At 61.9% G+C, this 20,618-nt stretch carries 22 protein-coding genes and 1 pseudogene; 16 read left to right on the top strand and 7 right to left on the bottom strand.

The window, feature by feature from the left end; all coding sequences use genetic code 11:
• Window positions 1-231: 231 nt before the first annotated feature.
• From G7066_RS14855 to G7066_RS14845, 3 genes and pseudogenes are all read left to right on the top strand, one after another.
• Window positions 232-1,119, top strand: a complete 888-nt coding sequence (locus G7066_RS14855; RefSeq protein WP_166331782.1) for an ABC transporter substrate-binding protein — start codon at window positions 232-234, stop codon at window positions 1,117-1,119.
• A gap of 20 nt (window positions 1,120-1,139) precedes the next feature.
• Window positions 1,140-2,003: pseudogene (locus tag G7066_RS14850) on the top strand (amino acid ABC transporter permease); the annotation flags it as partial.
• 189 nt (window positions 2,004-2,192) lie between these two features.
• Entirely contained in the window at window positions 2,193-2,945 is a 753-nt protein-coding gene (locus G7066_RS14845) for an amino acid ABC transporter ATP-binding protein (protein WP_166332102.1), read from the top strand.
• 120 nt (window positions 2,946-3,065) lie between these two features.
• Here G7066_RS14845 and tagD read toward each other — a convergent pair whose 3' ends face one another.
• On the bottom strand, window positions 3,066-3,464 hold the full coding sequence (gene tagD / locus G7066_RS14840; RefSeq protein WP_166331781.1) for a glycerol-3-phosphate cytidylyltransferase: 399 nt from the start codon (window positions 3,462-3,464) through the stop codon (window positions 3,066-3,068).
• Window positions 3,465-3,594: 130 nt separating this feature from the next.
• Between tagD and G7066_RS14835 the strand changes: the two genes are divergently transcribed.
• The gene (locus G7066_RS14835; protein WP_166331780.1) at window positions 3,595-3,759 is read left to right on the top strand and encodes a hypothetical protein; all 165 of its coding nucleotides are present in this window, start codon (window positions 3,595-3,597) and stop codon (window positions 3,757-3,759) included.
• A gap of 9 nt (window positions 3,760-3,768) precedes the next feature.
• On the opposite strand, the gene G7066_RS14830 is transcribed toward G7066_RS14835, so the two are convergent.
• The 3 genes from G7066_RS14830 to G7066_RS14820 are packed head-to-tail and all read right to left on the bottom strand — an operon-like array spanning window position 3,769 to window position 5,848.
• Window positions 3,769-3,984: an SCO4848 family membrane protein gene (locus G7066_RS14830; RefSeq protein WP_166331779.1), complete on the bottom strand. Its 216-nt coding sequence runs from the start codon at window positions 3,982-3,984 to the stop codon at window positions 3,769-3,771.
• 9 nt (window positions 3,985-3,993) lie between these two features.
• Entirely contained in the window at window positions 3,994-5,178 is a 1,185-nt protein-coding gene (locus G7066_RS14825) for an MFS transporter (RefSeq protein ID WP_166331778.1), read from the bottom strand.
• Complete coding sequence (locus G7066_RS14820) at window positions 5,165-5,848, bottom strand: FadR/GntR family transcriptional regulator (protein WP_166331777.1); 684 nt, start codon at window positions 5,846-5,848, stop codon at window positions 5,165-5,167. The genes G7066_RS14825 and G7066_RS14820 overlap by 14 nt, the downstream gene beginning before the upstream one ends.
• Window positions 5,849-5,959: 111 nt before the next feature.
• Here G7066_RS14820 and G7066_RS14815 point away from each other — a divergent pair, with 111 nt between their 5' ends.
• The 8 genes from G7066_RS14815 (at window position 5,960) to G7066_RS14780 (ending at window position 13,911) form a co-directional block, all read left to right on the top strand.
• Entirely contained in the window at window positions 5,960-7,036 is a 1,077-nt protein-coding gene (locus tag G7066_RS14815) for an amidohydrolase family protein (RefSeq protein WP_166331776.1), read from the top strand.
• 79 nt (window positions 7,037-7,115) lie between these two features.
• Window positions 7,116-7,298: a hypothetical protein gene (locus G7066_RS14810; RefSeq protein ID WP_166331775.1), complete on the top strand. Its 183-nt coding sequence runs from the start codon at window positions 7,116-7,118 to the stop codon at window positions 7,296-7,298.
• Window positions 7,295-8,767, top strand: coding sequence for an ABC transporter substrate-binding protein (locus G7066_RS14805; RefSeq protein WP_166331774.1), 1,473 nt, complete (start codon window positions 7,295-7,297; stop codon window positions 8,765-8,767). Before G7066_RS14810 ends, G7066_RS14805 begins: the two co-directional genes overlap by 4 nt.
• A 4-nt stretch (window positions 8,768-8,771) precedes the next feature.
• The gene (locus G7066_RS14800; protein WP_244303071.1) at window positions 8,772-9,722 is read left to right on the top strand and encodes an ABC transporter permease; all 951 of its coding nucleotides are present in this window, start codon (window positions 8,772-8,774) and stop codon (window positions 9,720-9,722) included.
• Window positions 9,719-10,603 (top strand): ABC transporter permease, encoded by an 885-nt coding sequence (locus G7066_RS14795; RefSeq protein ID WP_205881467.1) that lies wholly within the window; start codon window positions 9,719-9,721, stop codon window positions 10,601-10,603. Before G7066_RS14800 ends, G7066_RS14795 begins: the two co-directional genes overlap by 4 nt.
• Window positions 10,600-11,457, top strand: coding sequence for an ABC transporter ATP-binding protein (locus tag G7066_RS14790; RefSeq protein ID WP_166331773.1), 858 nt, complete (start codon window positions 10,600-10,602; stop codon window positions 11,455-11,457). Before G7066_RS14795 ends, G7066_RS14790 begins: the two co-directional genes overlap by 4 nt.
• A 157-nt stretch (window positions 11,458-11,614) precedes the next feature.
• Window positions 11,615-12,370: an ATP-binding cassette domain-containing protein gene (locus G7066_RS14785; RefSeq protein ID WP_244303069.1), complete on the top strand. Its 756-nt coding sequence runs from the start codon at window positions 11,615-11,617 to the stop codon at window positions 12,368-12,370.
• Window positions 12,367-13,911 carry a chlorohydrolase family protein gene (locus G7066_RS14780; protein WP_166331772.1) on the top strand — a complete coding sequence of 515 codons (1,545 nt, stop codon included), beginning with the start codon at window positions 12,367-12,369 and terminating at the stop codon, window positions 13,909-13,911. The genes G7066_RS14785 and G7066_RS14780 overlap by 4 nt, the downstream gene beginning before the upstream one ends.
• Window positions 13,912-13,993: 82 nt before the next feature.
• Here G7066_RS14780 and G7066_RS14775 read toward each other — a convergent pair whose 3' ends face one another.
• Window positions 13,994-14,677 (bottom strand): FadR/GntR family transcriptional regulator, encoded by a 684-nt coding sequence (locus G7066_RS14775; RefSeq protein ID WP_166331771.1) that lies wholly within the window; start codon window positions 14,675-14,677, stop codon window positions 13,994-13,996.
• A gap of 151 nt (window positions 14,678-14,828) precedes the next feature.
• On the opposite strand from G7066_RS14775, the gene G7066_RS14770 reads away from it, so the two are divergent.
• Window positions 14,829-16,280 (top strand): choice-of-anchor D domain-containing protein, encoded by a 1,452-nt coding sequence (locus G7066_RS14770; protein ID WP_166331770.1) that lies wholly within the window; start codon window positions 14,829-14,831, stop codon window positions 16,278-16,280.
• A 239-nt stretch (window positions 16,281-16,519) separates the two neighbouring features.
• The gene (locus G7066_RS14765) at window positions 16,520-16,918 is read left to right on the top strand and encodes an acyl-CoA thioesterase (RefSeq protein ID WP_166331769.1); all 399 of its coding nucleotides are present in this window, start codon (window positions 16,520-16,522) and stop codon (window positions 16,916-16,918) included.
• Window positions 16,919-16,924: 6 nt separating this feature from the next.
• On the opposite strand, the gene G7066_RS14760 is transcribed toward G7066_RS14765, so the two are convergent.
• Window positions 16,925-17,377 (bottom strand): GNAT family N-acetyltransferase, encoded by a 453-nt coding sequence (locus G7066_RS14760; protein ID WP_166331768.1) that lies wholly within the window; start codon window positions 17,375-17,377, stop codon window positions 16,925-16,927.
• Window positions 17,374-17,664: a cupin domain-containing protein gene (locus tag G7066_RS14755; protein WP_166331767.1), complete on the bottom strand. Its 291-nt coding sequence runs from the start codon at window positions 17,662-17,664 to the stop codon at window positions 17,374-17,376. The genes G7066_RS14760 and G7066_RS14755 overlap by 4 nt, the downstream gene beginning before the upstream one ends.
• A gap of 576 nt (window positions 17,665-18,240) precedes the next feature.
• Between G7066_RS14755 and G7066_RS14750 the strand changes: the two genes are divergently transcribed.
• Window positions 18,241-20,307, top strand: coding sequence for a hypothetical protein (locus tag G7066_RS14750; protein ID WP_166331766.1), 2,067 nt, complete (start codon window positions 18,241-18,243; stop codon window positions 20,305-20,307).
• 20 nt (window positions 20,308-20,327) lie between these two features.
• Window positions 20,328-20,558 carry a hypothetical protein gene (locus tag G7066_RS14745; protein ID WP_205881466.1) on the top strand — a complete coding sequence of 77 codons (231 nt, stop codon included), beginning with the start codon at window positions 20,328-20,330 and terminating at the stop codon, window positions 20,556-20,558.
• Window positions 20,559-20,618 lie beyond the last annotated feature (60 nt).

Genomic DNA, 20,618 nt, shown 5'->3' with positions numbered 1-20,618 from the left:
GCGAACCACACGGAGACTGCCGCCAGAATCTCAAGGAAACCCGAGCTTTACCGGAATGTTACTTGTAGGCGAGGCGCGTTCGACCCGCGAAAAAACGGGAGAAATGCAGTTTTGATCAAGCCTGTGTATGGAGCCAGGTAGATACAATGTAGCTATACAGATGGCACCGCGCAGTACACTCAAGGCGAGGTGTTCATTAAGCACACTACCCAGGAATAAATTGGAGGATCGATGAAGATTCGTTACGCCTTTCCCGCCCTTGCCGCCGTCGCAGTGCTTGCGCTCGCTGGTTGCACGAACACCACAGAAGAGCCCAAGAAGGACTCAACCGATACTCCAGCGATTGCGGTTGACGAGGCGGCGGTTGCACTACTCCCAGCAAAGATCAAGGACTCGGGCGAGCTGACCATCGGCACCGACGCCGAGTACCCGCCGAACGAGTACAAGGACGACAACGGCAACCCCGCAGGGTGGGGCGTTGATCTGGCCGAGGCCGTTGCGGGCAAGCTGGGCCTCAAGCCGAAGTGGGAGATCCTTGGCTTTGACAGCATTATTCCGCGTATTCAAGAGGGCGCCCTGAACATGGGTTCCTCCTCGTTCACCGACAACGTTGAGCGTCAGAAGTCAGTCGACTTCGTCAACTTCTTGAACGCCGGCACCCAGTGGGCCGCACCTGCCGGGTCGAAGGTTGATCCGGATAATGCATGTGGGCTCAAGGTCTCGGTGCAGTCGGGTACCGTGCAGCACCTTGATGAGTTGCCCGCAAAGTCGAAGGCTTGCACCGACGCTGGCAAGAAGGCCATCGAGATTTTGCCGTTCGACGGCCAGCCCGAGGTGACCAACGCGGTTGTCAACGGTGCCGCAGATGCATTCTCGGCTGACCTCCCCGTGACCGGCGACGCCGTGAAGCAGCTCAAGGGCAAGCTTGAGACCGTTGGAGAGGTCTTCGACGCAGCGCCTTACGGCTTCGCGACTGAGAAGGGCAGCGACACCACCAAGGCTGTTCAGGCCGCCCTGCAGTCGCTTATGGATGACGGTACCTATCTCGAGATCCTGACCGATGCTGGCATTGAATCGGGTGCGCTGACCGAGGCCACCATTAACGCTGGCAAGAACTAACGAAGGGACCTTGACGAGTCATGTCTGAATCGTCACCTCGGGGCGTGGGGCAGCGATCCTCACGCCCCGAGGCGTATCACGAACCGGAAGCGATCCAAGCGATCAAGCTTCGCCACCCAGGGCGCGCGGTGCTCGCGGTTGTGCTTATCGCAGCTGTCGCCCTCTTTGTCTATGACGCGGCGTTCAACCGCCCGGTCTACAACTGGCCTGCGGTCGGCAAGTACCTGTTTGACACGCGCATCATTGACGCCATTGGCTATACCCTGCAGCTCACCGTGTACTCGATGATCATCGCGGTGGTCTTGGGCATCGCCCTCGCGATCATGAGGCTGTCGCCGAACCCCGTTGTGCGCTCGGTTGCCTGGGTGTATCTGTGGATCTTCCGCGGGACCCCGGTGTATGTGCAGCTCACCTTCTGGGGTCTGATCGGTGTGGTCTACAAGACCATCGACATTGGCATCCCGTTCACGGAGCCGTGGGTGTCTCTCACCACCAAAGATCTGCTGAGCTTCTTTACCCTCGCCGTGATTGGCCTGGCACTGAACGAGGCGGCCTACATGGCTGAGATCGTGCGTGCCGGTCTCCTGTCGGTAGACAAGGGGCAAGACGAGGCTGCTGTTGCCCTGGGCCTCGGCTGGTGGCACACGATGTCGCGAGTGGTACTGCCGCAAGCAATGCGCGTGATCATCCCGCCGACCGGCAACGAAGTCATCTCGATGCTGAAAACAACGTCTCTCGTCACTGCAGTGCCGTTTACGCTCGAGCTCTACACGCGCTCCCGCGACATTGCATCGCGCACCTATGAGCCCGTTCCGATGCTGATCGTAGCGTCGATCTGGTACCTCGTTATTACGTCGATCCTGATGGTTGGTCAGTACTACCTTGAGCGCCACTTCGCGAAGGGTGTTGCGCAGCGGCCAGACGTTATGCAGCCCTCGGTTGAGACTGGTGTGATTGGGTTGCCGTCAGAAATCGAGCATAAGATCAACACCGACGATGGGGATGACACGGTCATACCCCGCTCGGTCGACCCGGAGGGGCGGAGCATGAACCTCCACGCAACCGATGTTCCGATGGTGAAGGCCGAGGGGGTCTCGAAGTCCTTCGGTAGTAACCTCGTGCTGAAGTCGATCTCGCTTGAGGTGCAGCGTGGCGAGGTACTGTGCCTGGTTGGTCCTTCAGGATCAGGCAAGTCAACGTTCTTGCGCTGCATCAACCACCTTGAGACCGTCAACGCGGGGCGCCTGACGGTCGATGGCGAGATCGTGGGCTACCGTCAAAAGGACGACAAGCTCTACGAAATGCACCCGCGTGAGGCAGCGAAGCAGCGACGCGACATCGGCATGGTGTTTCAGCGCTTCAATCTTTTCCCGCACATGACCGCGCTCGAGAATGTGATGCTCGCGCCGCGCCTGCTCAAGAAAGGCGAGAAGGCGATCCTCAAGTCGCGCGCCATGGAGCTACTTGCTCGTGTGGGTCTCGCCGAGCGTTGGGATTACTACCCGGCGCACCTCTCGGGTGGCCAGCAGCAGCGCGTCGCGATCGCCCGCGCGCTCGCGATGGAGCCCAAGCTGATGCTGTTCGACGAGCCGACCTCGGCGCTCGACCCCGAGCTTGTGGGTGAGGTGCTCGACGTGATGAAGGGTCTTGCCGAGAGCGGCATGACCATGATCGTCGTGACGCATGAGATGGGCTTTGCCCGCGAGGTCGCCGACAAGCTTGTGTTTATGGACGGCGGTGTTGTTGTTGAGGCTGGCGATCCTGCCGAGGTGCTGAGCAACCCGCAGCGCGAGCGCACTAAAGCCTTCCTCTCGAAGGTGCTGTAGGCGGGTTCGTCCGCGCGCTCGCGCGCTCAAAAACGGTGTAGCCATATTGCTAGTTGGCATGAGTTCAACTAGCAATATGGCTACACCGTTTTTGGGGCTGAGCTGGGCTGAGCTGGGGTCCTAGGCGTTCACACCCAGATCATTCTTGATCTTGGTGGTCGAGACACCCTCGGTGCGGTCGAGGTATATGACCTCGCAGTAGTCGCGCAGCAGTTCGAAGCGAGGATCCCCCTCCCAGTCACCGCCCATCACGACGGCGTCGATCTCGTATTTCTGCACGTCTCGGATCTTCTGATCCCACGCTTGCTCGGGGATCACAAGGTCCACATAGCGTACGGCTTCGAGCATGTTCTTGCGGGTTTCGAAGTCGTGGTACGTCTTCTTGCCCTTGCCCTCGTTGAACTCCTCGGTCGAGGCCGCCACCACGAGGTAGTCTCCCAGCGCCCGCGCACGACGCAGTAGCCGAATGTGCCCCCAGTGCAGCAGGTCGAAGGTGCCGTAGGTCAGGATCCGCTTCATTCCTCCATAGTACGGTCGCTTGGCGGCGGGGGAGTAGTTGAAGGGTCTTTCTGGTCACCCTTTCCCTTTGCGGGTCGCGCGCGTAGGCTGAAAGGGACCGTTGAAGCACACAATTCCAAGGGAGGGCATTATGCATAACAGCGACGAACGCCACGTCCCGGATCACGAGTCAGACCCCGCACACACCCCCGGCGATGGCTGGGTTGGTGAGGGCGGAGCCTCTCACCTGGGACCCGCAACTCACATCGAGGCTGGTCACCCCACACACGATGAAGACGAGGGCGAGCCAGAGTAGCCCCTGGGCCTAGCTAAGTAGGAGCATGACTCCGGCAACCGCCGACACCACGGCGATGAGCAACGCAATACCGATCAGGATCGCGTGCACCTTCAAGAAGCGTGTCGCGCGACCCTGATCGTCGTGCGCGCGAGCGTCGGTCTTCACGCGTGTCCAGAACCGAGGCCACACCACCACGTTGTACATGGCGTTAACGAGAAGCATGATGCCAGCGAAGAGGGTCATGGTTCCAGCCTAAGGCTTGCGTGAAGGCTCGGACGCGCGGGATCCCACGATCCCGAAGCACAGTTCACCGAGAGACGCGAGAGTGAGCAGCAGCAGGATCAGGGCCCAGGGGATGCCAATCTGCGCGAGCAATCCCAGCAGCAGTGGGCCAGTCGCCGCGACCGCGTACCCGACACCCTGGCTCACCGCGGAGAACGACGCCGTCTGGGCCACGCTCGGGGCAGTGAACACAATCAGCGCGATCGCCAGCCCAAACGCCGCACTCTGCGCGACTCCGAGCACCGCGACCATCAGGGGCGCAAGCACCAATGGCCCGAGCGCGAGCCCAACGAGACCCAGAGCAGACAGCGCCGCGATGCTCGCAATGAGGCCGGTGCGCAGTCGCGGGCGCGAGGCGAGCGTCGGCGCCAGCAGTGAGGCGGGCAGCCCTGCCACGCTCATCCAGGCGAGCAGCAGCCCGGCCTGTGTTGGGTCGAGGCCGCGGTCGACGGCGATGGTCGGTAGCCACGCGGTGAGCGAAAAATAGATGAGCGCCTGGCATCCAAAGAACCCCGTTACCGCCCAGACTCCCGGTGCGCGCAGCACCGAGGTAGAGCCAGACCCCGACGATTGCCGCACGGGTCGCGAGAGACCCAGACGGGGTGCAAACCCGATGACAATGCCCAGCGCAATGAGCAGCGGCACACCCCAGGCCGCGAGCGAGAGCGCCACCTGTTCGTGCAGTGCGTGAAACAGCGGCACTGAGAACGCGGCGCCCGCGGCAGCGCTCACACCGAAGGAGGTGGTGTAGATGCCGGTCCAAAAACCTCCGCGCCGCGGCAGAGCGTGTCGAATAATTTGGGGCGCGAGGATCCCGAGCAGTGCGATAACCCCGCCCACCATCACGGTGCCGACGAAGAGCAAGGGAGCCGAAATGGGTCGCAGCAGCGTTGCGACCGCCAGCAGGGCGAGCAGCACCGTAAGGGCACGTTCGAGCCCGAGCCGCGAAACGAGCAGTGGGGCGAGCGGAGAGGTGAGGCCAAACAGCAGCACGGGGATCGCGCTCAGCACCGCGAGTCCCGCGGCGGAGAGCGAGAACGCATCCCCGACCTCGCTGAGCAGCGGCGAGACCGAGGTGATCGGAAAGCGCACGCTCAGGCCGATTGCGACGACAAGAACGCCGCCGGCAAACCCCTGGCGCTTACCCTCGCTCATTGAGGAGTCGCGTCTGTTGTTCGAGCACCCCGAGGGCCGCTGCTTCTGCTGCCTCGGGGTCACCCGCAGAGATGGCATGCAGGAGTTGCTCGTGCTGGTCGGCTCGATCGGGATCGCCGCCGTTCGACAGGCATGAGGCGTCGGCGATGGATTCGCGCAGTGAGGTGTCAAAACTCGCGTAGATGTCGGCCAGCAGGCGGTTGCCCGAGGCGTCGGCGATCCCGAGGTGGAATGCAACGTCGGCCGCGGCAAAGGCGGCGGTGTCGTTTGCCGCGATCGCGAGGCTGCGTTGGTGAAGGTGCGTGGCGAGTCGTTCGAGGTCTGTGTCGCTGCGGAACTCTGCTGCCTCGCGGGCGGCGAGTCCGTCGAGTGCGCGCCGCACGGCGATCACCTCGCGGCTGTCGGCGGAGTGCAGTGTTCGCCGCAGGGCCACCTGGGTGGCGTCGGTTGCGATCAGATAGGTGCCGTCTCCCTGCCGGGTTTCAAGCAGTCCGAGCTGTACGAGCGAGCGCACGCCCTCGCGCACCGAGGTTCTGCTTACTCCGAGTATCGAGGTCAGTTCTGCTTCAGACGGCAGCCGGTCGCCAATTGACCAGCTTCCCTGAGCGATTTCGCGCTTGAGCTCGTCGACCACGGTGTCAACGAGCGAGCGCCGTTCAATAGGTTGCACGATTTTTCCTTGCGGTATCGGGTGGTTGTGTGGTTATCATATGTCTGATGACCCTACCGGCGCTAGCCTGATTCGGGTCAATGATCCAGAACGATCGAGAAAGGCTCTCCAATGGCGGCGACCCAGGCTTCTACGCATCTCACGACCCCGGGACTCACGACACCAGGCCTCGTAGATGCGCACATTCACCCCGACAAGTCGTCGTGGGGAGCGCCCTGGTTGTCGCGCAAGCCCGCAGCGAATCTGGCCGAGCTGATCGAAAACGATCGCGCCTCGCAGTTCGACTTCAACATGAGCGTCGAAGAGAGGGTCTACAGCTTGTTCGAGCAGGCCGTCGCAAACGGCACCCTCGCGCTGCGGGCCCACGTCGACGTGTCGCCCGAGCTCGGCACCACAAACGTCGAGGGGGTGCGCGCCGCCGCCGAGCGCCTCTCTTCGTTTCTCACCGTGCAGATCGTCGCGTTTCCGCAGTTCGGGCTGCTCACCAACCCCGGCACGCTCGACGTGATGGCCGCCTCGCTCGACGCGGGTGCCGACCTCGTTGGCGGCATTGATCCCGTGGGCGTGGAGGGTGACCTGCATGGCCACCTCGATGCCATCTTCGGAGTCGCAGACAGCAAGGGCCGTGACCTTGATATTCACCTGCACGACGGCGGTGAGGCCGGGCTCGAAGCGATTCGTGAGATTGCGACGCGCACCATCGCAACGGGGCGTCAGGGCCGGGTCACCATTGGGCACGCCTTTGCGCTCTGTGACGAATCACTGCCCAGTCTGGGTCAGACACTCGATCTGGTGGCAGAAGCCGGGGTGTGGATCGCGACCTGTGGCCTGGGCGCCGACCCCGTGCCGAACCTCGCACTGCTGCAAGAGCGCGGCGTGAGGGTTGTTGCCGGCTCAGACGGGGTGCGCGACACGTGGAGCCCCTTCGGCACGGCGAGTATGGTCGATCGCGCTCACCTGATCGCGTACCGCACCGGGGCGCTCACCGACGCCGATCTTGAGCACGTCTTTGACCTCGCCTCGCGGGCGGGTGGTGAGTTGCTCGGGGTCGCCGAGATCGCAGACTGGGCTGGGCCCGAGAGCGACACCCGCCTGGAATTTGCCGCGGAGAACCTGGCACAGCTGGTGGTGGATCGCCCGGCCCCGCTGCGGGTGATCCGCAACGGCAAAGAGTTCATTCGCGAGTAGACGGCCCAGTCAGCAAACCAGCCCAATCCCGCCCAAAAAACCTGAATAAACCACGCACAAACGGAACGAAGGAGTCCCCGTGTCGAAACGATCACTCACCCTGGTGGGTGCTGCCGCAGTGGTAGCGCTCACCCTGACAGCTTGCGCAGGTAACGGGGCGGAGGGAGTAACGCCAAATCTGGCGGAGAGGCCGAGTTCAGTGTTGACCGCGCAAGCCTGGCCACCACAACAGAACCCGGCACGAAGCCCGTTGCCGATGTGACGTGGAACCTGCCGTACGAGCCACTCTCGCTCGACCCGATGCTCACGTTTAACTACGCCGAGAACACGGTCGATGCCAACCTATGCGAGGGGCTCACCCGCATCACTCCCGATCTCGGCGTTGAGAACGCCCTCGCCGAGTCGGTCGAGAACCCGAACGACACCACCACCGTGTTCAACCTGCGCACGGACGCGAAGTTCTGGGATGGCACCCCCGTCACAGCCGACGACGTGGTCTACTCACTCGCGCGCCAGGTTGGCCCCGACTCGTCGACGTACTGGAGTGACTACTTCCAGAGTGTCGCCTCGGTCGAAAAGACGGGCGACAACCAGGTCACGGTCAAGATGACTCAACCCGACGCACTCTTTGAGCAGGGCATGTCGAGCGCCGCGGGTGCGATTGTCTCGAAGGCCGCCGCCGAGAAAGCGGGCGAGCAGTTTGGCACACCCAAGGGTGGCCTGATGTGCTCGGGCCCATTCAAGCTCGACAGCTGGGAGCCGGGCAAGGCGATCAACCTCGTGAAGAACGACGCCTACTGGGACAAAGAGCTGATCCCGAAGGTTGACAAGCTCAGCTTCAGCTTCATCGCCGACGAGTCGACCGCGGTGAACGCACTGCGCTCGGGCGACGTTGACGGCCAGTTCTTCTACCTGCCGCCGGCCGGCCTGAGCCAGTTGAAGGACAGCGATGCGACGATCACCTTCGGCAAGTCCTACATCTTCTGGTCACTGCGCGCGATCCAGCCAACCGGCACCTTCTCGAACCCGAAGGTGCGCGAGGCGCTGCTTGCGGCCATCGACCAGCAGGCGATCGCCGATGTGGTGTTCCAGGGCACCTCGATCCCGTCGCCGGTGCTGACCGGACCCGCCTACTTCGGCACGGGTGAGGCCGCTGAGAAGTTCCAGAAGGCGTACGACAGCTACACGGTGAAACCAGACATCGCGAAGGCCAAGGAATTGCTCGCAGACGCTGGCGACATTTCGAAGCCGATCGTGCTGGGTGTGCAGGGATCCTCGGCGGTGCACGAGCAGACCGCCAACCTGATTCAGGCTGCCGGGCAGTCGATCGGTCTCAAGATCGAAACGAAGGTGATCCCGGTTGAGCAGTTCGGCAACCTCTACTTCGACGCGAAGGCGCGCGAGGGCCTCGACGGCTTCTTCACCACCTACTACGGCAACGTGACGGATCCGCTCGACGTGTACACAACGTTCACACCCGACAGCACCAACAACTTCATCAAGTACGACGGTGCTGCCCAGGAGCTTGCCGACGCACGAAAGACGCTCGACCCGTCGAAGCGCGCCGACTACACGATTGCCGCACAGGAGAAGATCACGCGCGACCTGCCGTGGATGCCGATGGGTGATCTGCCTGTGATCCTCGTGCAGAACAAGAAGATCTCGGGTGCGGTTCCGTCGTCGGCCTACCTCGGGTATCCGTGGGCCGCCACCATCGGGGGCGTGGAGTAACACCGTGTCTACCCCCGCGTTCCTGCTGCGACGGTTGGGCAGCCTGCTGCTCGTTCTGTTCGTGACCTCGTTTGTGGTCTTCGGCATGCTGTATCTCGCCCCGGGAAGCCCGCTGAGCTTTGTGCTCGGGCCCCGGGGCGGGACCCCGGAGCAGATTGCCAGGGTGACCGAGCAGTATCACCTCGATGATCCATTCTTCGTGCGCTACTTCGCGTGGATCGGCGACCTGCTGCAGGGCAATCTCGGCGATTCCGTGGTGTACCGTCAGCCCGTTGCCGATCTGATTCAGGGGCGCATCGGCACCACCGTCGCGCTCATCGCACTGGCGACCATCATCATCGCGATTGTGGGTGTTGGCCTCGGCCTCTTCGCCTCACTCAAGGGTGGCTGGGCCGACTATGCGGTTACCACCGTGGCAACCCTCGGGCTCGCAACACCCGCGTTTGTGATCGGTGTTGCGCTGATCAGCGTGTTTGCGGTGGGGCTCGGCTGGTTCCCCACAAACGGCAGCGGTAGTGGGGGCTTAGACACGCTGTATCACCTGATCCTCCCGGCGATCGCGCTCGCGGTTGCGAGCACCGCGTATCAAGCGCGCATTACGAGGGCGTCGGTGCTTGAAGAGGAGGGTCGCGAGCACGTGCAGACCGCCGTGGCGCGCGGCCTTCGCTCCCGGATCATCATTCGTCGGCACGTGCTTCGCAACGCACTGATTCCGATCACCACGGTGCTCGGCCTCACGATCGCGACGCTCATTGCCGGAGCCGTGGTTGTGGAGAGTGTGTTTGCCCTCGACGGGCTTGGCTCGCTGCTGGTGCGGGCGATCCTGCAGCGCGACTTCGCGGTCGTGCAGGCCGTGATTCTCGTGTTGGTTGTTGCGTTTGTGGTTATCAACGCCATCGTCGACTTTCTCTACACACTCATTGATCCGCGCATCAAGCTGGGGAGCAAACAATGACCGCGCCAAGCACGACTCAAATTGCGCTCACGCGGGTTGTTGACCGCGAACCGGGCTGGTTCACCCTGCTGGGCCGCAAGCTCGGTGTTGTTGGGATCATCGCAGCGGTGGTGCTTGCGGTCATCGTGCTGGCGGCGACACTGGCCCCGTGGATCGCGCCCTACGACCCCGACTACCCCGATCTGTTCGCGGCCCTCTCGGGCCCAAGCGCCGAACACCTGCTCGGGGCCGACGCGCTCGGGCGCGACCTGTTCACCCGACTGCTCTACGGCGCGCGCATCACACTGCTCGGGCCGACCCTCGTGATTCTGATCGCGACGGTTGTGGGCACGCTGCTCGCACTCATCGCGGCGTGGAACCGCGGGTTTGTTGACACGGCGATCTCCTGGGTGCTTGACGTGCTGTTTTCGGTGCCGGGCATCGTGTTCGCGCTGATTGCGGTCGCGATCTTCGGACCCGACCTGCTGGTTGTGGTCATTGGCCTCTCTATCGGTTACATCCCCTACGTTGCGCGCGTGGTGCGTGGGGCGGCGCTGCGCGAACGTGGCATGCCGTACGTGCAGGCCGCGTGGCTGCAGGGGCAGTCGGGCATTGGGATCAGCCTGCGCCAGATTCTGCCGAACGTACAGCCGATTGTGGTCGCGCAGGCGGTGTCGTCCCTGGGCTTCGCGGTGATCGACCTGGCCGCCGTGTCGTTCCTGGGTCTCGGGGTGCAGCCACCGACGGCTGACCTCGGCCTCATGGTGAAAAGCGGCTTCGACTCGGTGTTGCGCGGGCAGCCCCTCGAAGCCATCGCCGCTGGCCTCGCTATCGTGCTGATCGTGTGGAGCATCACCGTGATTGGCGATCGCCTCGCCTCAAACACAAGGAGCATTCGATGACCGCGCCGCTGCTTGAAATCAACAATCTACACGCCAGCCTCATTACCAAGTACCGGCGGCTCGACCTGCTGAACGGCGTCAGCCTGACACTCGACTGCGGTGAAGCACTCGGCCTCGTCGGTGAGTCGGGCTCGGGCAAGTCGCTCACCACCAGAGCGGTCATGCGCATGCTCGCGAAGGGGTTTCGCACCGAGGGCGAGATCAAGTTCGATGGTGAATCCGTGCTCGGCATGAACCGCGAGCGACTGCGGCAGTACCGGGCCACCGAGGTTGGCATGATCTTTCAAGACCCGAGGGCGCACGTCAACCCGGTGCACACGGTCGGCGACTTTTTGACCGAGGCCCTGGTTCGGGATCGCGGGCTGCCGCGCGCCGAGGTCGAGCGTCGCGCGATCGAACTGCTCGACGAGGTCGGAGTGCGCCAGCCCGAGCGGCGGCTGCGCCAGTACCCGCACGAGCTGTCGGGCGGCCTGCTGCAGCGCGTCATGATCGCGAGTGTGCTGCTCGCCGAGCCGAAGCTGATTTTGGCCGACGAACCCACCACCGCCCTCGACGTCACCGCGCAGTCAGACGTGATGGCGATCCTCGACGAGCAGCGCAAGGCTAGGGGGCTTTCGCTGCTGTTCATCACCCACGACCTCGAACTGGCAAACGCGTGCTGCGACCGGCTCGCGGTCATGTACGCGGGCGAGATTGTGGAGCAGGGGTCGCACGTGTACGAGGCACCAACGCACCCCTACACGATTGAGCTGCTGGGAGCTCGGCCGAGCATTGACGAGCGGCTCGACCGCCTGCCTGTGCTCGACTACAACATTGAAATGCACGAGGAACTGAAGGCGAGGGCAGCGCAATGACTTCTCTGGGTACGGCACCGGCCGCAGCAGGCCAGCCGCTCATCAGCGTCCGCGATCTGCGCAAGGTCTTTCCCGCCCGCGCGGCACCAAGGCAGAAGACGTTGTCGCGGTCGACGGGGTCTCCTTCGATCTGCACCGCGACGAGTGCCTGGCCATCGTGGGCGAGTCGGGATCGGGCAAAACCACCGTCGCCCGCATGATCGTCGGCCTCGAAACCGTCACCGCGGGCACCGTAACGGTCGAGGGTGAGGATCGCACGGCAGCGCCCCGACGCCTGCGCGACCGCCGCGAGCGCGCCCGCCAGGTGCAGTACGTGTTTCAGGATCCGTACTCGTCGCTCAACGGGCGCCAGCGCATCGGCGACGTGATTCTGAGCAACCTGAGCTTGCACGCTGGGGCCGGTGGGGGATCTGCCGGTGGCGGTTCTGCCGGTGCATCTGGCACTGCCGCCGGTTCCGGGCGGCCCAGCCGTGCCGAACTGCAGCGCCGCGCACAAGAGATTCTTGACGCGGTGGGCTTGCCTCGACGCTTTGCCGACCGCCTGCCGCGCGAGCTGTCTGGCGGCCAGCGGCAGCGCGTGGCGATTGCGCGGGCGCTCGCCGCAAACCCGAGGGTGGTGGTGCTCGACGAGGCGGTTGCCGCGCTCGACGTGTCGATCCAGGCGCAGATTCTCAACCTGCTCTCCGACATTAAAGCAGAGCGCAACGTCAGCTACCTGTTCATCTCGCACGACCTCGCCGTGGTGAACCAGATTTCCGACCGCATGATCGTGATGGAAAACGGCAAGGTGGTCGATCAGGGCGACACCGCCGCGCTGCTCGCCAACCCCACCCACCCGTACACGCGGGCGCTGCGGGCGGCGGTGCCCGGACCGGGGTGGCGTCCGGTGCGACGCGAGAAGTTGGCGTCGTGAGGGAAGTTCTCACCACCGCACTCCGCGCTGCGCACGTTCTGGCGTACGAGGAGACCGCGAAGACTGGCGCTGGCAGAGCGGGCGGCTTCGTCGAACTGCGTGACGCCACCGTGCTCGTGCGCGGCGATGTGATCGAGGCGGTTGCAGCCGGGCCCGCGGGTGACGCGCTTGCGGCGAGCGCGGACGAGGTGATTGACCTCGGGGAGAGCCTGCTCATGCCCGGGCTTATTGACCTCGAGGGTCTCACCGACATAGATCACCTACTGCTGGACTCGTGGTGGAGCCCCGAGCACGAGGCCCGGCTTGAATGGTCGGAGTCGTATGCAAAAGACCCTCGCGAGGTGCTCACCCCGGCAGAGCGTAGCACCCTGCGGCGCTACGGACTGGTGCAACTGATTCTGCACGGCATCACCAGCGCGATGCCGATCTCGACCGAGGTGCACGGTGCCTGGGCAGAGACCCATGACGACGCGCTCGACACGGCGCGCACCGCGAGCGAACTCGGCGTACGAGTGTTTCTCGGACCGTCGTACCGTTCAGGAGTTCACGTGACGCATCCCGACGGCTCTGCCGGGATCCACTGGAACGATGCGAAGGGTGAAGCGGCATTCGAGGGGGCCGTGCGTTTTCTCGACACGATCGCCGCGCTCGAGGACCCGCTGGTTACGGGGGTGCTCGTGCCGTGCCGCGTGGAGACGGTGAGTGACACGATCCTCGCCCGCACCGCCGAAGTGTCGGCCGCGCGCGACGTGCTCGTGCGCGTTCACGCAACGCAGGGGTTGGCGTCGGAGCGCGCGATCCTTGCCGCTGAACGCGACGCAACACCGCTCGGTCTGCTTGAGCGCGTGGGGCTGTTGAACGAGCGGCTGATCCTCGCCCACGGTGTTTATCTTGATGTGCACCCTGACGTGCACGGTGAGGATCGGGGTGACCTTGCCCTGCTCGCGTGCAAAGGGGTGACCATTGTGCACTGCCCGCTGACAAATGCGCGCTATGCCTTCTGGCTCGAACGGCTGTCGCAGTATCTTGATGCCGGGGTGGGGGTGGCGCTCGGCACGGACTCATTTCCTCCCGATCTGATTCGGGCGATCGACACCGGTGTGCAACTCTCGAAGGCGCAGCACGGCGACCTCGGCATGGGGCTGCTGGCCGAGTACGTGGAGGCGGCGACGCTGGGCGGCGCGAAAGCGCTGCGGCGGCCGGACCTGGGGCGAATCGCTCCGGGGGCTGCTGCTGATCTGGTGGTGTTTTCGCTGGCGGATTTGCGCATGGGAGCCGTGGATGATCCGATCCGAACCCTCGTGCTTGCGGGCACCGGGCGCGATGCACACTTCAGCATGGTTGCTGGGCGGGTGGTGATGCGAGACGGGCGGATCCCGGGTCTTGATGTCTCTGCGCTGCGTTCCGAGGGGCAGCGCATCTTCGAGAAACTGCGCGCGGCTTATGCGGAGCGTGACGCTCTTGCTGGGTCGGGCGGCTCGAGTGAGGCAGAGCTGTTTCCGCCGGTGTTTCCGCGCCCCACGGGCACCGAAGACTCTTAGAACACCTCAATCTCTTCGGAACAGGTGCCCGGCTGGTTATTGGTGTTCTACGGGCGGGGTCAACCTGGTGGATATGAGGCGTTTAGCCTCGCGCGTCGACGAGTCGAGCCTGTTGGTCCAGCACCCCGAGTGCTGCTGCCTGCGCTGCTGTTGGGTCGCCAGAGACGATGGCGGCATACAAGCGCTCGTGCTCTTTTTTCGGGTCGGGATCCTTGCCCTCGGCAAGAACGGATGCATCAATAATCGACTCGCGCAGGGTGGTGTCAAAGCTCGCGTAGATGTCTGACAGGAGTCGGTTTCCCGACGCCGCTGCGACTCCGAGGTGGAAGGCGACGTCTGCGTCGGCGAAGGCCTCGGCATCGTGTGCAGCAACCGCTTCTTTGCGTAAACGAAGTTGCTCGGAGAGTGATTCAAGATCCTGCTCGGTATGATTTGCTGCGGCACCGCGCGCGGCGACAATGTCGAGGGCGCGGCGCACCTCGATGACCTCACGAACATCTGCTGTCTGCAGTGCGCGGCGTAGCGCCACCTGGGTCGGATCTGTGGCGACGAGATACGTGCCGTCTCCCTGCCGGGTTTCGAGTAGGCCGAGCTGCACGAGCGAGCGCACCCCCTCGCGCACCGAAGCACGGCTGACCCCAAGAATCGAGGTGAGTTCTGCCTCGGAGGGAAGCCGATCACCGATGGACCAGGTGCCCTCGGCGATCTCACGCTTGAGCTCATCAACAACCACGTCAACGAGGGAGCGTCGTACAACTTGTCGCATGACTACATCCTTGCAGACCTCCTGCGTGTATACACATGATTCTCCCGAGTACCGTGGGGTGTCTGCTCAGTTTGCCCTGTTATTTTTGCTGTCTTGTGTCTAATGGGGAGACCAAACGTTCCAAAGGGAACATCTTGCAAAGAGGGGCATCTTGAGTTTTCGTTTTTTGAGCCGTGCCGTAAGCGCGGTGTTGGTCGCGTTATTGGTTGCGGCGGCGTTTTTGCTGGGCACCGCTTCAGCGTCATTTGCAGAAGACCAACCGGTTACTAGCGACTCGCTCTTCAGTAACGATCGGGGAATTTCTCTCGAGAAGGACTACTTCGAGATGTCGACTCCCTATGGTGAGACAGATACCCAGACGATTACACTTACGGCCACACAAGATCTCACGTTGCGGGCCTCCGGGGAATACACAACGCCGGGCGACTCCTTTTACATTACGCGAGCTGGGGTGTGCCCTGGATACTTTGGCACCGTCACAATGAAGGCGGGCGATTCTTGCACGCTGACGATCGTCTTCACCCCCTCATCACCAGCTTCGTACTGGGGTGGACCCAGCTTCGTGGCAACGGTGAACGGCGTCAGTACAGACTTTGGTGTGCACCTGCACGGCAATGTCGAGACCGTGGTGTTGAGCGGTTCCACAGATTTTGGTGCCGTCCGTTTGGGCGAAAGCCGCACAGAGCAGCTTGCCCTCACAAATGTGGCTCGCTATGACTTCACCCCTGCCGAGCTGCTGCGTTACCTGGCCACCTACGCGGGATTCAGCGTTGCACACACGAGCTGTGGTGATGTTCTTGCCGCGGGCGCTACTTGCACCATCGATCTGCAGTTTGCTCCGGTTTATACTTTTGACGCTTCGTCGTACTCGTATGCGACGGGCAACATGAACGGGTATGACGTGTACTCAAATGGCTTGAGGATCGTTGGCAGCGGCAGCGAGGGTAACGTGGGTTTGACCGCAACCCCCACCGTCGATTTTGGTTCGGTTTCAGAATCGGCTCAGGCTTCCGGCACGATCGTCTTGACGAACACTGGCGAGGAACGGCTGACTTTTAATACCTACAACGGCTGGTTCTCGGACTATTCCGGAGCCTTCACTATTGCAGGAGATCTGCCGGCCGCACTTGAGCCAGGAGAATCAGCGGAAGTGCAGGTTGCATTTTCAGCCTCGCTCTCGTCGATAGGTGAGCATGTGAGTGACTACAACCTCACTGGCTACACCTCGAACTACACCGCTGCCAGCGTGACGACCGCCCTACACGCGCTCGTCACATCGGATGCGGCTCCCGTGGTTCCTCCAGCTCCGACCGATCCACCAACACCGACGGACCCCGATGTGAAACCCACTGTTCCGCCTCAGACAGGTCCGACAGAGAAGGGTCCCATCACAGCTCCTCCCGTGACCGAACCGGCCGACGAGACTGCATCAGCTGCGGCTGAAGCGCCGTCAGAGGGTAAGTCACCGAGTGCGGTTGAAACGATGCTTGCGACCACGGGCACGGGGGGTTCTCTCGCGGCAACGGTGGGGGTTGCGACGCTGTTTGGTGCGGCCGGGGCCGGGATTATTTGGCTTTCGCGGCGCCGCCGAAAGGTGAGCTAGAGGCCCGATTCTCTGGCCCAAGCAGCGCATAAATCTGGGGGCTTTTAAAGTCTTCGCAACCCGTGGCTCTCCCAATTGAATGCAAGCGAAAGCGCAGTATTGCATGTTTTTCGTGCGTGATTTCATGCAAAATTGAGCTCTCGCGAGCGTTTGTGCCGCGTCCGTCGAGGACTCATTCGACTTTGAAATGACCCTGGTGAAACTGGGGGCTCCATTGCTGGTGGCATAGGCTTGCGCTTATGGATGAGTACCGCCAGACCGTGCGCAAGTGGGTCAAGCCCGAGGACCTGAATCAGCACAGCGCGCTGTTTGGTGGTCGTGTGCTGCAGTGGCTTGATGAAGAGGCCGCGATTATTGCGGTCGCCCAACTCGGAACCCGCAGTGTCGTGACGCGGTACATGTCTGAGGTGAACTTTGTGGCGCGCGCAGAGAGCGGTGACCTGCTGCAGCTCGACTACAGCATCGTCGCGTTTGGTCGCACGTCGCTGACCCTGAGCTGCCGGGTTGAAAACACGGTCACGGGCCAAGAAGTGCTAACCCTCGACCGCATTGTGTTTGTGGCCGTTGATGAGAGCGGCCGGGCGTACGCCCACGGCCAGACGGAGCCCACGGAGGGAACTGAGCGACTGCGGGGGTAGCGGTCGTTACTCAGCCGGTGCCAGGTCGTACGTGACCCAAGCGGTCTGCTTGGCGAGGCGGTCGTAGACACTGCGCGCTGTGGTGTTGTCGTCTGCCGTGATCCAGCGCACGAGCGAGGCACCCTCGTCGCGTGCAATCTCGGCAAGCCGGTTCAGGATCGCGCTACCCGCACCCGATCCACGCGCCTCGGGTGAGGTAAACAGGTCGTCGAGGTAAATGCCGTGGGCACCGTCGATGGGGCGTGCAAAGTTTCTGAAGTGCCCAAGGCCAACGAGCGAACCGTCGAGCTCGGCGACGAGCGCGCGGGTCTGGTGTGTGGGATCCATGAGCCACTCCCACACGGTCACGTACACCTCAGGGTTGTGTGGCTTGTTGTAGAAGTCGCGGTAGCCACGGTAGAGCGTCGCCCACGCCTCGCGGTCGTCAGTGGCAACGGGGCGAACAATCACGTTGCTCATCGCAGCTTCTCAACTTCTACGAACACAATCGGTTTGGCCGAGGTGCGGTTTTCGACCTGATGCTCTGAGCCAGCGGGTCGGGTGTAGCTCTGACCCTGCACAAGATCAGCAACGATCAGCTCGCCATCAGCGGTGGTCACGTGCATGGTGTCGGTGACCATCGGCACCACAACGTACTCGTAGTCGTGGCGGTGCATCGGTATCACCCCGCCCGGATCAATCGTCCACTTGGTGACGCGGAAGTCTTCATTGTCCAGCTGAATCTCGCCTGATGATCCGGTACTCATGCTGCTCCTCTGCCTTTTGTGCGCCCGAGGCACTGCGACCCGCGGTTTTCTCAGCTTACTTTGGTTGGGCGTGTGTGTTCGGGCAAAAGCGTAACCTGCTGGGCAGAAGCTGTGTGGTGCGACTGCTCTGGGCAAATGAGAAGCTAACGCTGCGCCTGGCTACGTTATTCTGGGAGAGGGGTTTTTCCTTGCTAGAGCAAGGATTCTCTTCATTCCTGGTAGATAAGAACAAGTGCACGCACTCGGTGGGGATCGGGTGTTCAGGAACGCCGCAGAAAGACTATTCTGCACGGCATGAAATTTTCTGAAGTGAATTGAGTCTTACCAGGGTGAACGCGTCATGCGGGCAAGCGTGCTTCCGAGCACGCTTCTTCAAAGTGGGCCCTGGACCAGTGATAGTCGCTGCCGCAATGGTGCCCGCTGGAGTGAATAACGTTTTGATGTGCCGTTGAGCCATGGGGAGTGAAAATAGTGGGGAATATGTTTCGGAGTGACGCTCGTGGGGGCGCGAGTCGCGGTTTAGGTGCGGCCCGGAGGACCGGCGAAGCAGGGCGCGGGCGTCGTTCACGGTGGTCTGTGGTTGCGGGCGCACTGGTGGCACTTCTGGTCGTCAGTGGTCTGCAGGTAGGTCTGCACACCAGCCCCGCTCACGCCGGGGCGAATGACTTCAAGCTTGACGTAGGGAGTGGCGGAGTGACGGAGGTCTCCGGATACGCCGATCAGATTTCTTTCGAGACGCGGGTTTCACCGGAGTCTGGGGTTCCAGTAAAACCGGGAGCTATTACAAAGATCACCCTCGATAAGTCGCTGAGAATGGTGAGCGTGGATGCCCTACCGGCTAATGCGGTAGGAGCTACGAAGGTGTGGGATCCGCAGTCCAACACGCTCACCGTCACATGGGGTGAGCTGTTAGCCGGAACCACTTTCGGCGTCTCCATCTCGACGACACCTTCGGCTTCCGCGACCAAGACGGACACCTTCCAGGTTACGGCCGTTACCACCGGTTTCACTCCTGATGGAACCCCTCTCTCTCAGACGGCAACGAGCATGCCGATTGCGGTTACGGGAAGCGAAATTGCAGACGGGTTTTCGCTTGCCCAGCCGGGAGACTGGGAGTTGAGCTCAGTACCGAAAGTAAGGCTAGCTCCGGGAGGCTCAACGGTGAGTTCTGTATCGCTTCGTCAAGTCGGAAGCAAAAGGACGGCATTCCAGGATCTTCAAGTAGAGACACTTTGGAGCGAGGAATTGAGCGCAGGGTGGGCAACTGCCGGGCCCCGTATGGAGGCTTCGGGTCTTTTTTCCACGATGACTACCGTGCAGGACGACAGCGTAGCCCGTATCTACTCGTATGGGGTGGTTGGAGGAGGAGCAACGCTCACTGCGCCGCTCGTTTTTAGTATTAAGGTTCCCGCTGGGACAGCACCGGGCACGTACTCTGTGCCCCTGAACATTGTTGATAACGACCCCAATGGTGGGGGCAGACGAGTAATTATCTCAAGTAGTTTGAACGTAGAAGTTCCCGAGCCTGAACCGGCGGCGCTGACCTACAGCGCGACGTACGGCCCAAACCAGGTGGCACCCGGTGCAGCATTTGACTGGGGTCAACGGTTCAATATGGAGCTTCCCTCGGGGCTGGTGAAAAATCTCACCGTTACTCTTGCGGTACCCGAAGGGGTCATGCCGGGTGGTTTGTCGGGGGCCGTCTCATCGGGCTCGGGCGGGAGCGCGGGAATCAAGAAAGCAGAATACACTAGCGATTCCACCGTTGATGGTTCAGCTAACTGGCAAGCCTTACCGAGAAATGGCACAACGATCACATTGGCTGATCCATCCGTTATTACGGGCATAAGGTACGTATTTAGTGACTTCTCGACCTCACTCAACGCCACCTACTCAAATGTCGTTCTATCATCGAAAGCTGATGATTCGCTTGCCCTAGGAACAAGGCTGCCGATGGTGACTCAATCGGTGACCTTTGACGACCCGGTGGGTGGAGCGACTTCGTTAGATCATGCCGCCCAGTTCGACAAGACCGTCACGGTGACTGCCGATCCGGGTGGCACGCCGAGCATCGCGGCATCAGATACTCCCAGAGCAAACAATTTTCAGAGTTTTGACCAGATGTATGGCAACGGGAGTTCGTTTGACAGCCGATTCTTTGTAGCTTCGACCGGATCGGCTATTTTTCACAAGCCTTACATCTTTATGGTGGCTCCGAAAGGAATGGCAAGAACGGTCACAAGCCTCGATGTCTGCTCACCGTTTACGCTGATGCAACAGCACAACGGTTGCAACCTAGGTACTCCGGTGTCTTACCCGAAAGTCGTGAGCGGTTCGGGTGCTGTCCCGCTTTCAAACGGATCGACGCTGTTCTACTCTCAGGTGACTGAGGGTGAGTTGCGGGAGGGCGCGGCCGCCTCACGTATGCAGCAGCTTGCCACGTTATGGAACCTGAACCCAAAAACTATGCTTGCGGGCAAACAAAGTGTGTTGGTTGGCATGGGGTCGCTCACTGATGACTTCACCGTTGATGCGGTCCGAAACCAGAACGCCCGGTACACGAAGAAGTCGCTTGCTGATGATACGTCGTTTGGTTCATTCGCGGGTTGGGTGACGAGATCCGGGCTGCACTTACAGGCATAGGGGTCACAACGGATAACGCGTTGTTGGGTGAGCGTTCGTTTACGGTGTCGCAGGGTACGTCAGTGGGTTCGGTGACCACGATCAAGGGTTCCGAAGACGCAGCTGGGATTGTGCAGGGCGCTGGGACGGCGACGGCTCGTCCGGGTGGTTCGGTGTCGTACACGGTTGACGTATCGAACACTGGGTCGGTGATCTACAAGGACTTTGAGTTCATTGATGTGTTGCCTGCTCAGGGGACACGTATACGTTGAATGCTGGGATTGCTCGTGGGTCGGCGTTTGATGTGAATTTGTCGGGCAATGTGAAGGTGC

The sequence above is a fragment of the Leucobacter coleopterorum genome, assembly GCF_011382985.1.
GTDB classification, from domain to species: domain Bacteria; phylum Actinomycetota; class Actinomycetes; order Actinomycetales; family Microbacteriaceae; genus Leucobacter; species Leucobacter coleopterorum.
Note: the sequence above shows the minus strand (reverse complement) of the source record. Positions and strands in the feature narration are given on the sequence as shown.

What these genes read in the sequence shown, in the direction of transcription:
- G7066_RS14795 (WP_205881467.1), top strand. Translation starts at nt 9,719, where the DNA reads ATGACCGCGCCAAGCACGACTCAAATTGCGCTCACGCGGGTTGTTGAC.
- G7066_RS14755 (WP_166331767.1), bottom strand. Translation starts at nt 17,664, where the DNA reads ATGAGTACCGGATCATCAGGCGAGATTCAGCTGGACAATGAAGACTTC.
- tagD (WP_166331781.1), bottom strand. Translation starts at nt 3,464, where the DNA reads ATGAAGCGGATCCTGACCTACGGCACCTTCGACCTGCTGCACTGGGGG.
- G7066_RS14835 (WP_166331780.1), top strand. Translation starts at nt 3,595, where the DNA reads ATGCATAACAGCGACGAACGCCACGTCCCGGATCACGAGTCAGACCCC.
- G7066_RS14775 (WP_166331771.1), bottom strand. Translation starts at nt 14,677, where the DNA reads ATGCGACAAGTTGTACGACGCTCCCTCGTTGACGTGGTTGTTGATGAG.
- G7066_RS14815 (WP_166331776.1), top strand. Translation starts at nt 5,960, where the DNA reads ATGGCGGCGACCCAGGCTTCTACGCATCTCACGACCCCGGGACTCACG.
- G7066_RS14855 (WP_166331782.1), top strand. Translation starts at nt 232, where the DNA reads ATGAAGATTCGTTACGCCTTTCCCGCCCTTGCCGCCGTCGCAGTGCTT.
- G7066_RS14790 (WP_166331773.1), top strand. Translation starts at nt 10,600, where the DNA reads ATGACCGCGCCGCTGCTTGAAATCAACAATCTACACGCCAGCCTCATT.
- G7066_RS14825 (WP_166331778.1), bottom strand. Translation starts at nt 5,178, where the DNA reads ATGAGCGAGGGTAAGCGCCAGGGGTTTGCCGGCGGCGTTCTTGTCGTC.
- G7066_RS14760 (WP_166331768.1), bottom strand. Translation starts at nt 17,377, where the DNA reads ATGAGCAACGTGATTGTTCGCCCCGTTGCCACTGACGACCGCGAGGCG.
- G7066_RS14845 (WP_166332102.1), top strand. Translation starts at nt 2,193, where the DNA reads ATGGTGAAGGCCGAGGGGGTCTCGAAGTCCTTCGGTAGTAACCTCGTG.
- G7066_RS14830 (WP_166331779.1), bottom strand. Translation starts at nt 3,984, where the DNA reads ATGACCCTCTTCGCTGGCATCATGCTTCTCGTTAACGCCATGTACAAC.
- G7066_RS14765 (WP_166331769.1), top strand. Translation starts at nt 16,520, where the DNA reads ATGGATGAGTACCGCCAGACCGTGCGCAAGTGGGTCAAGCCCGAGGAC.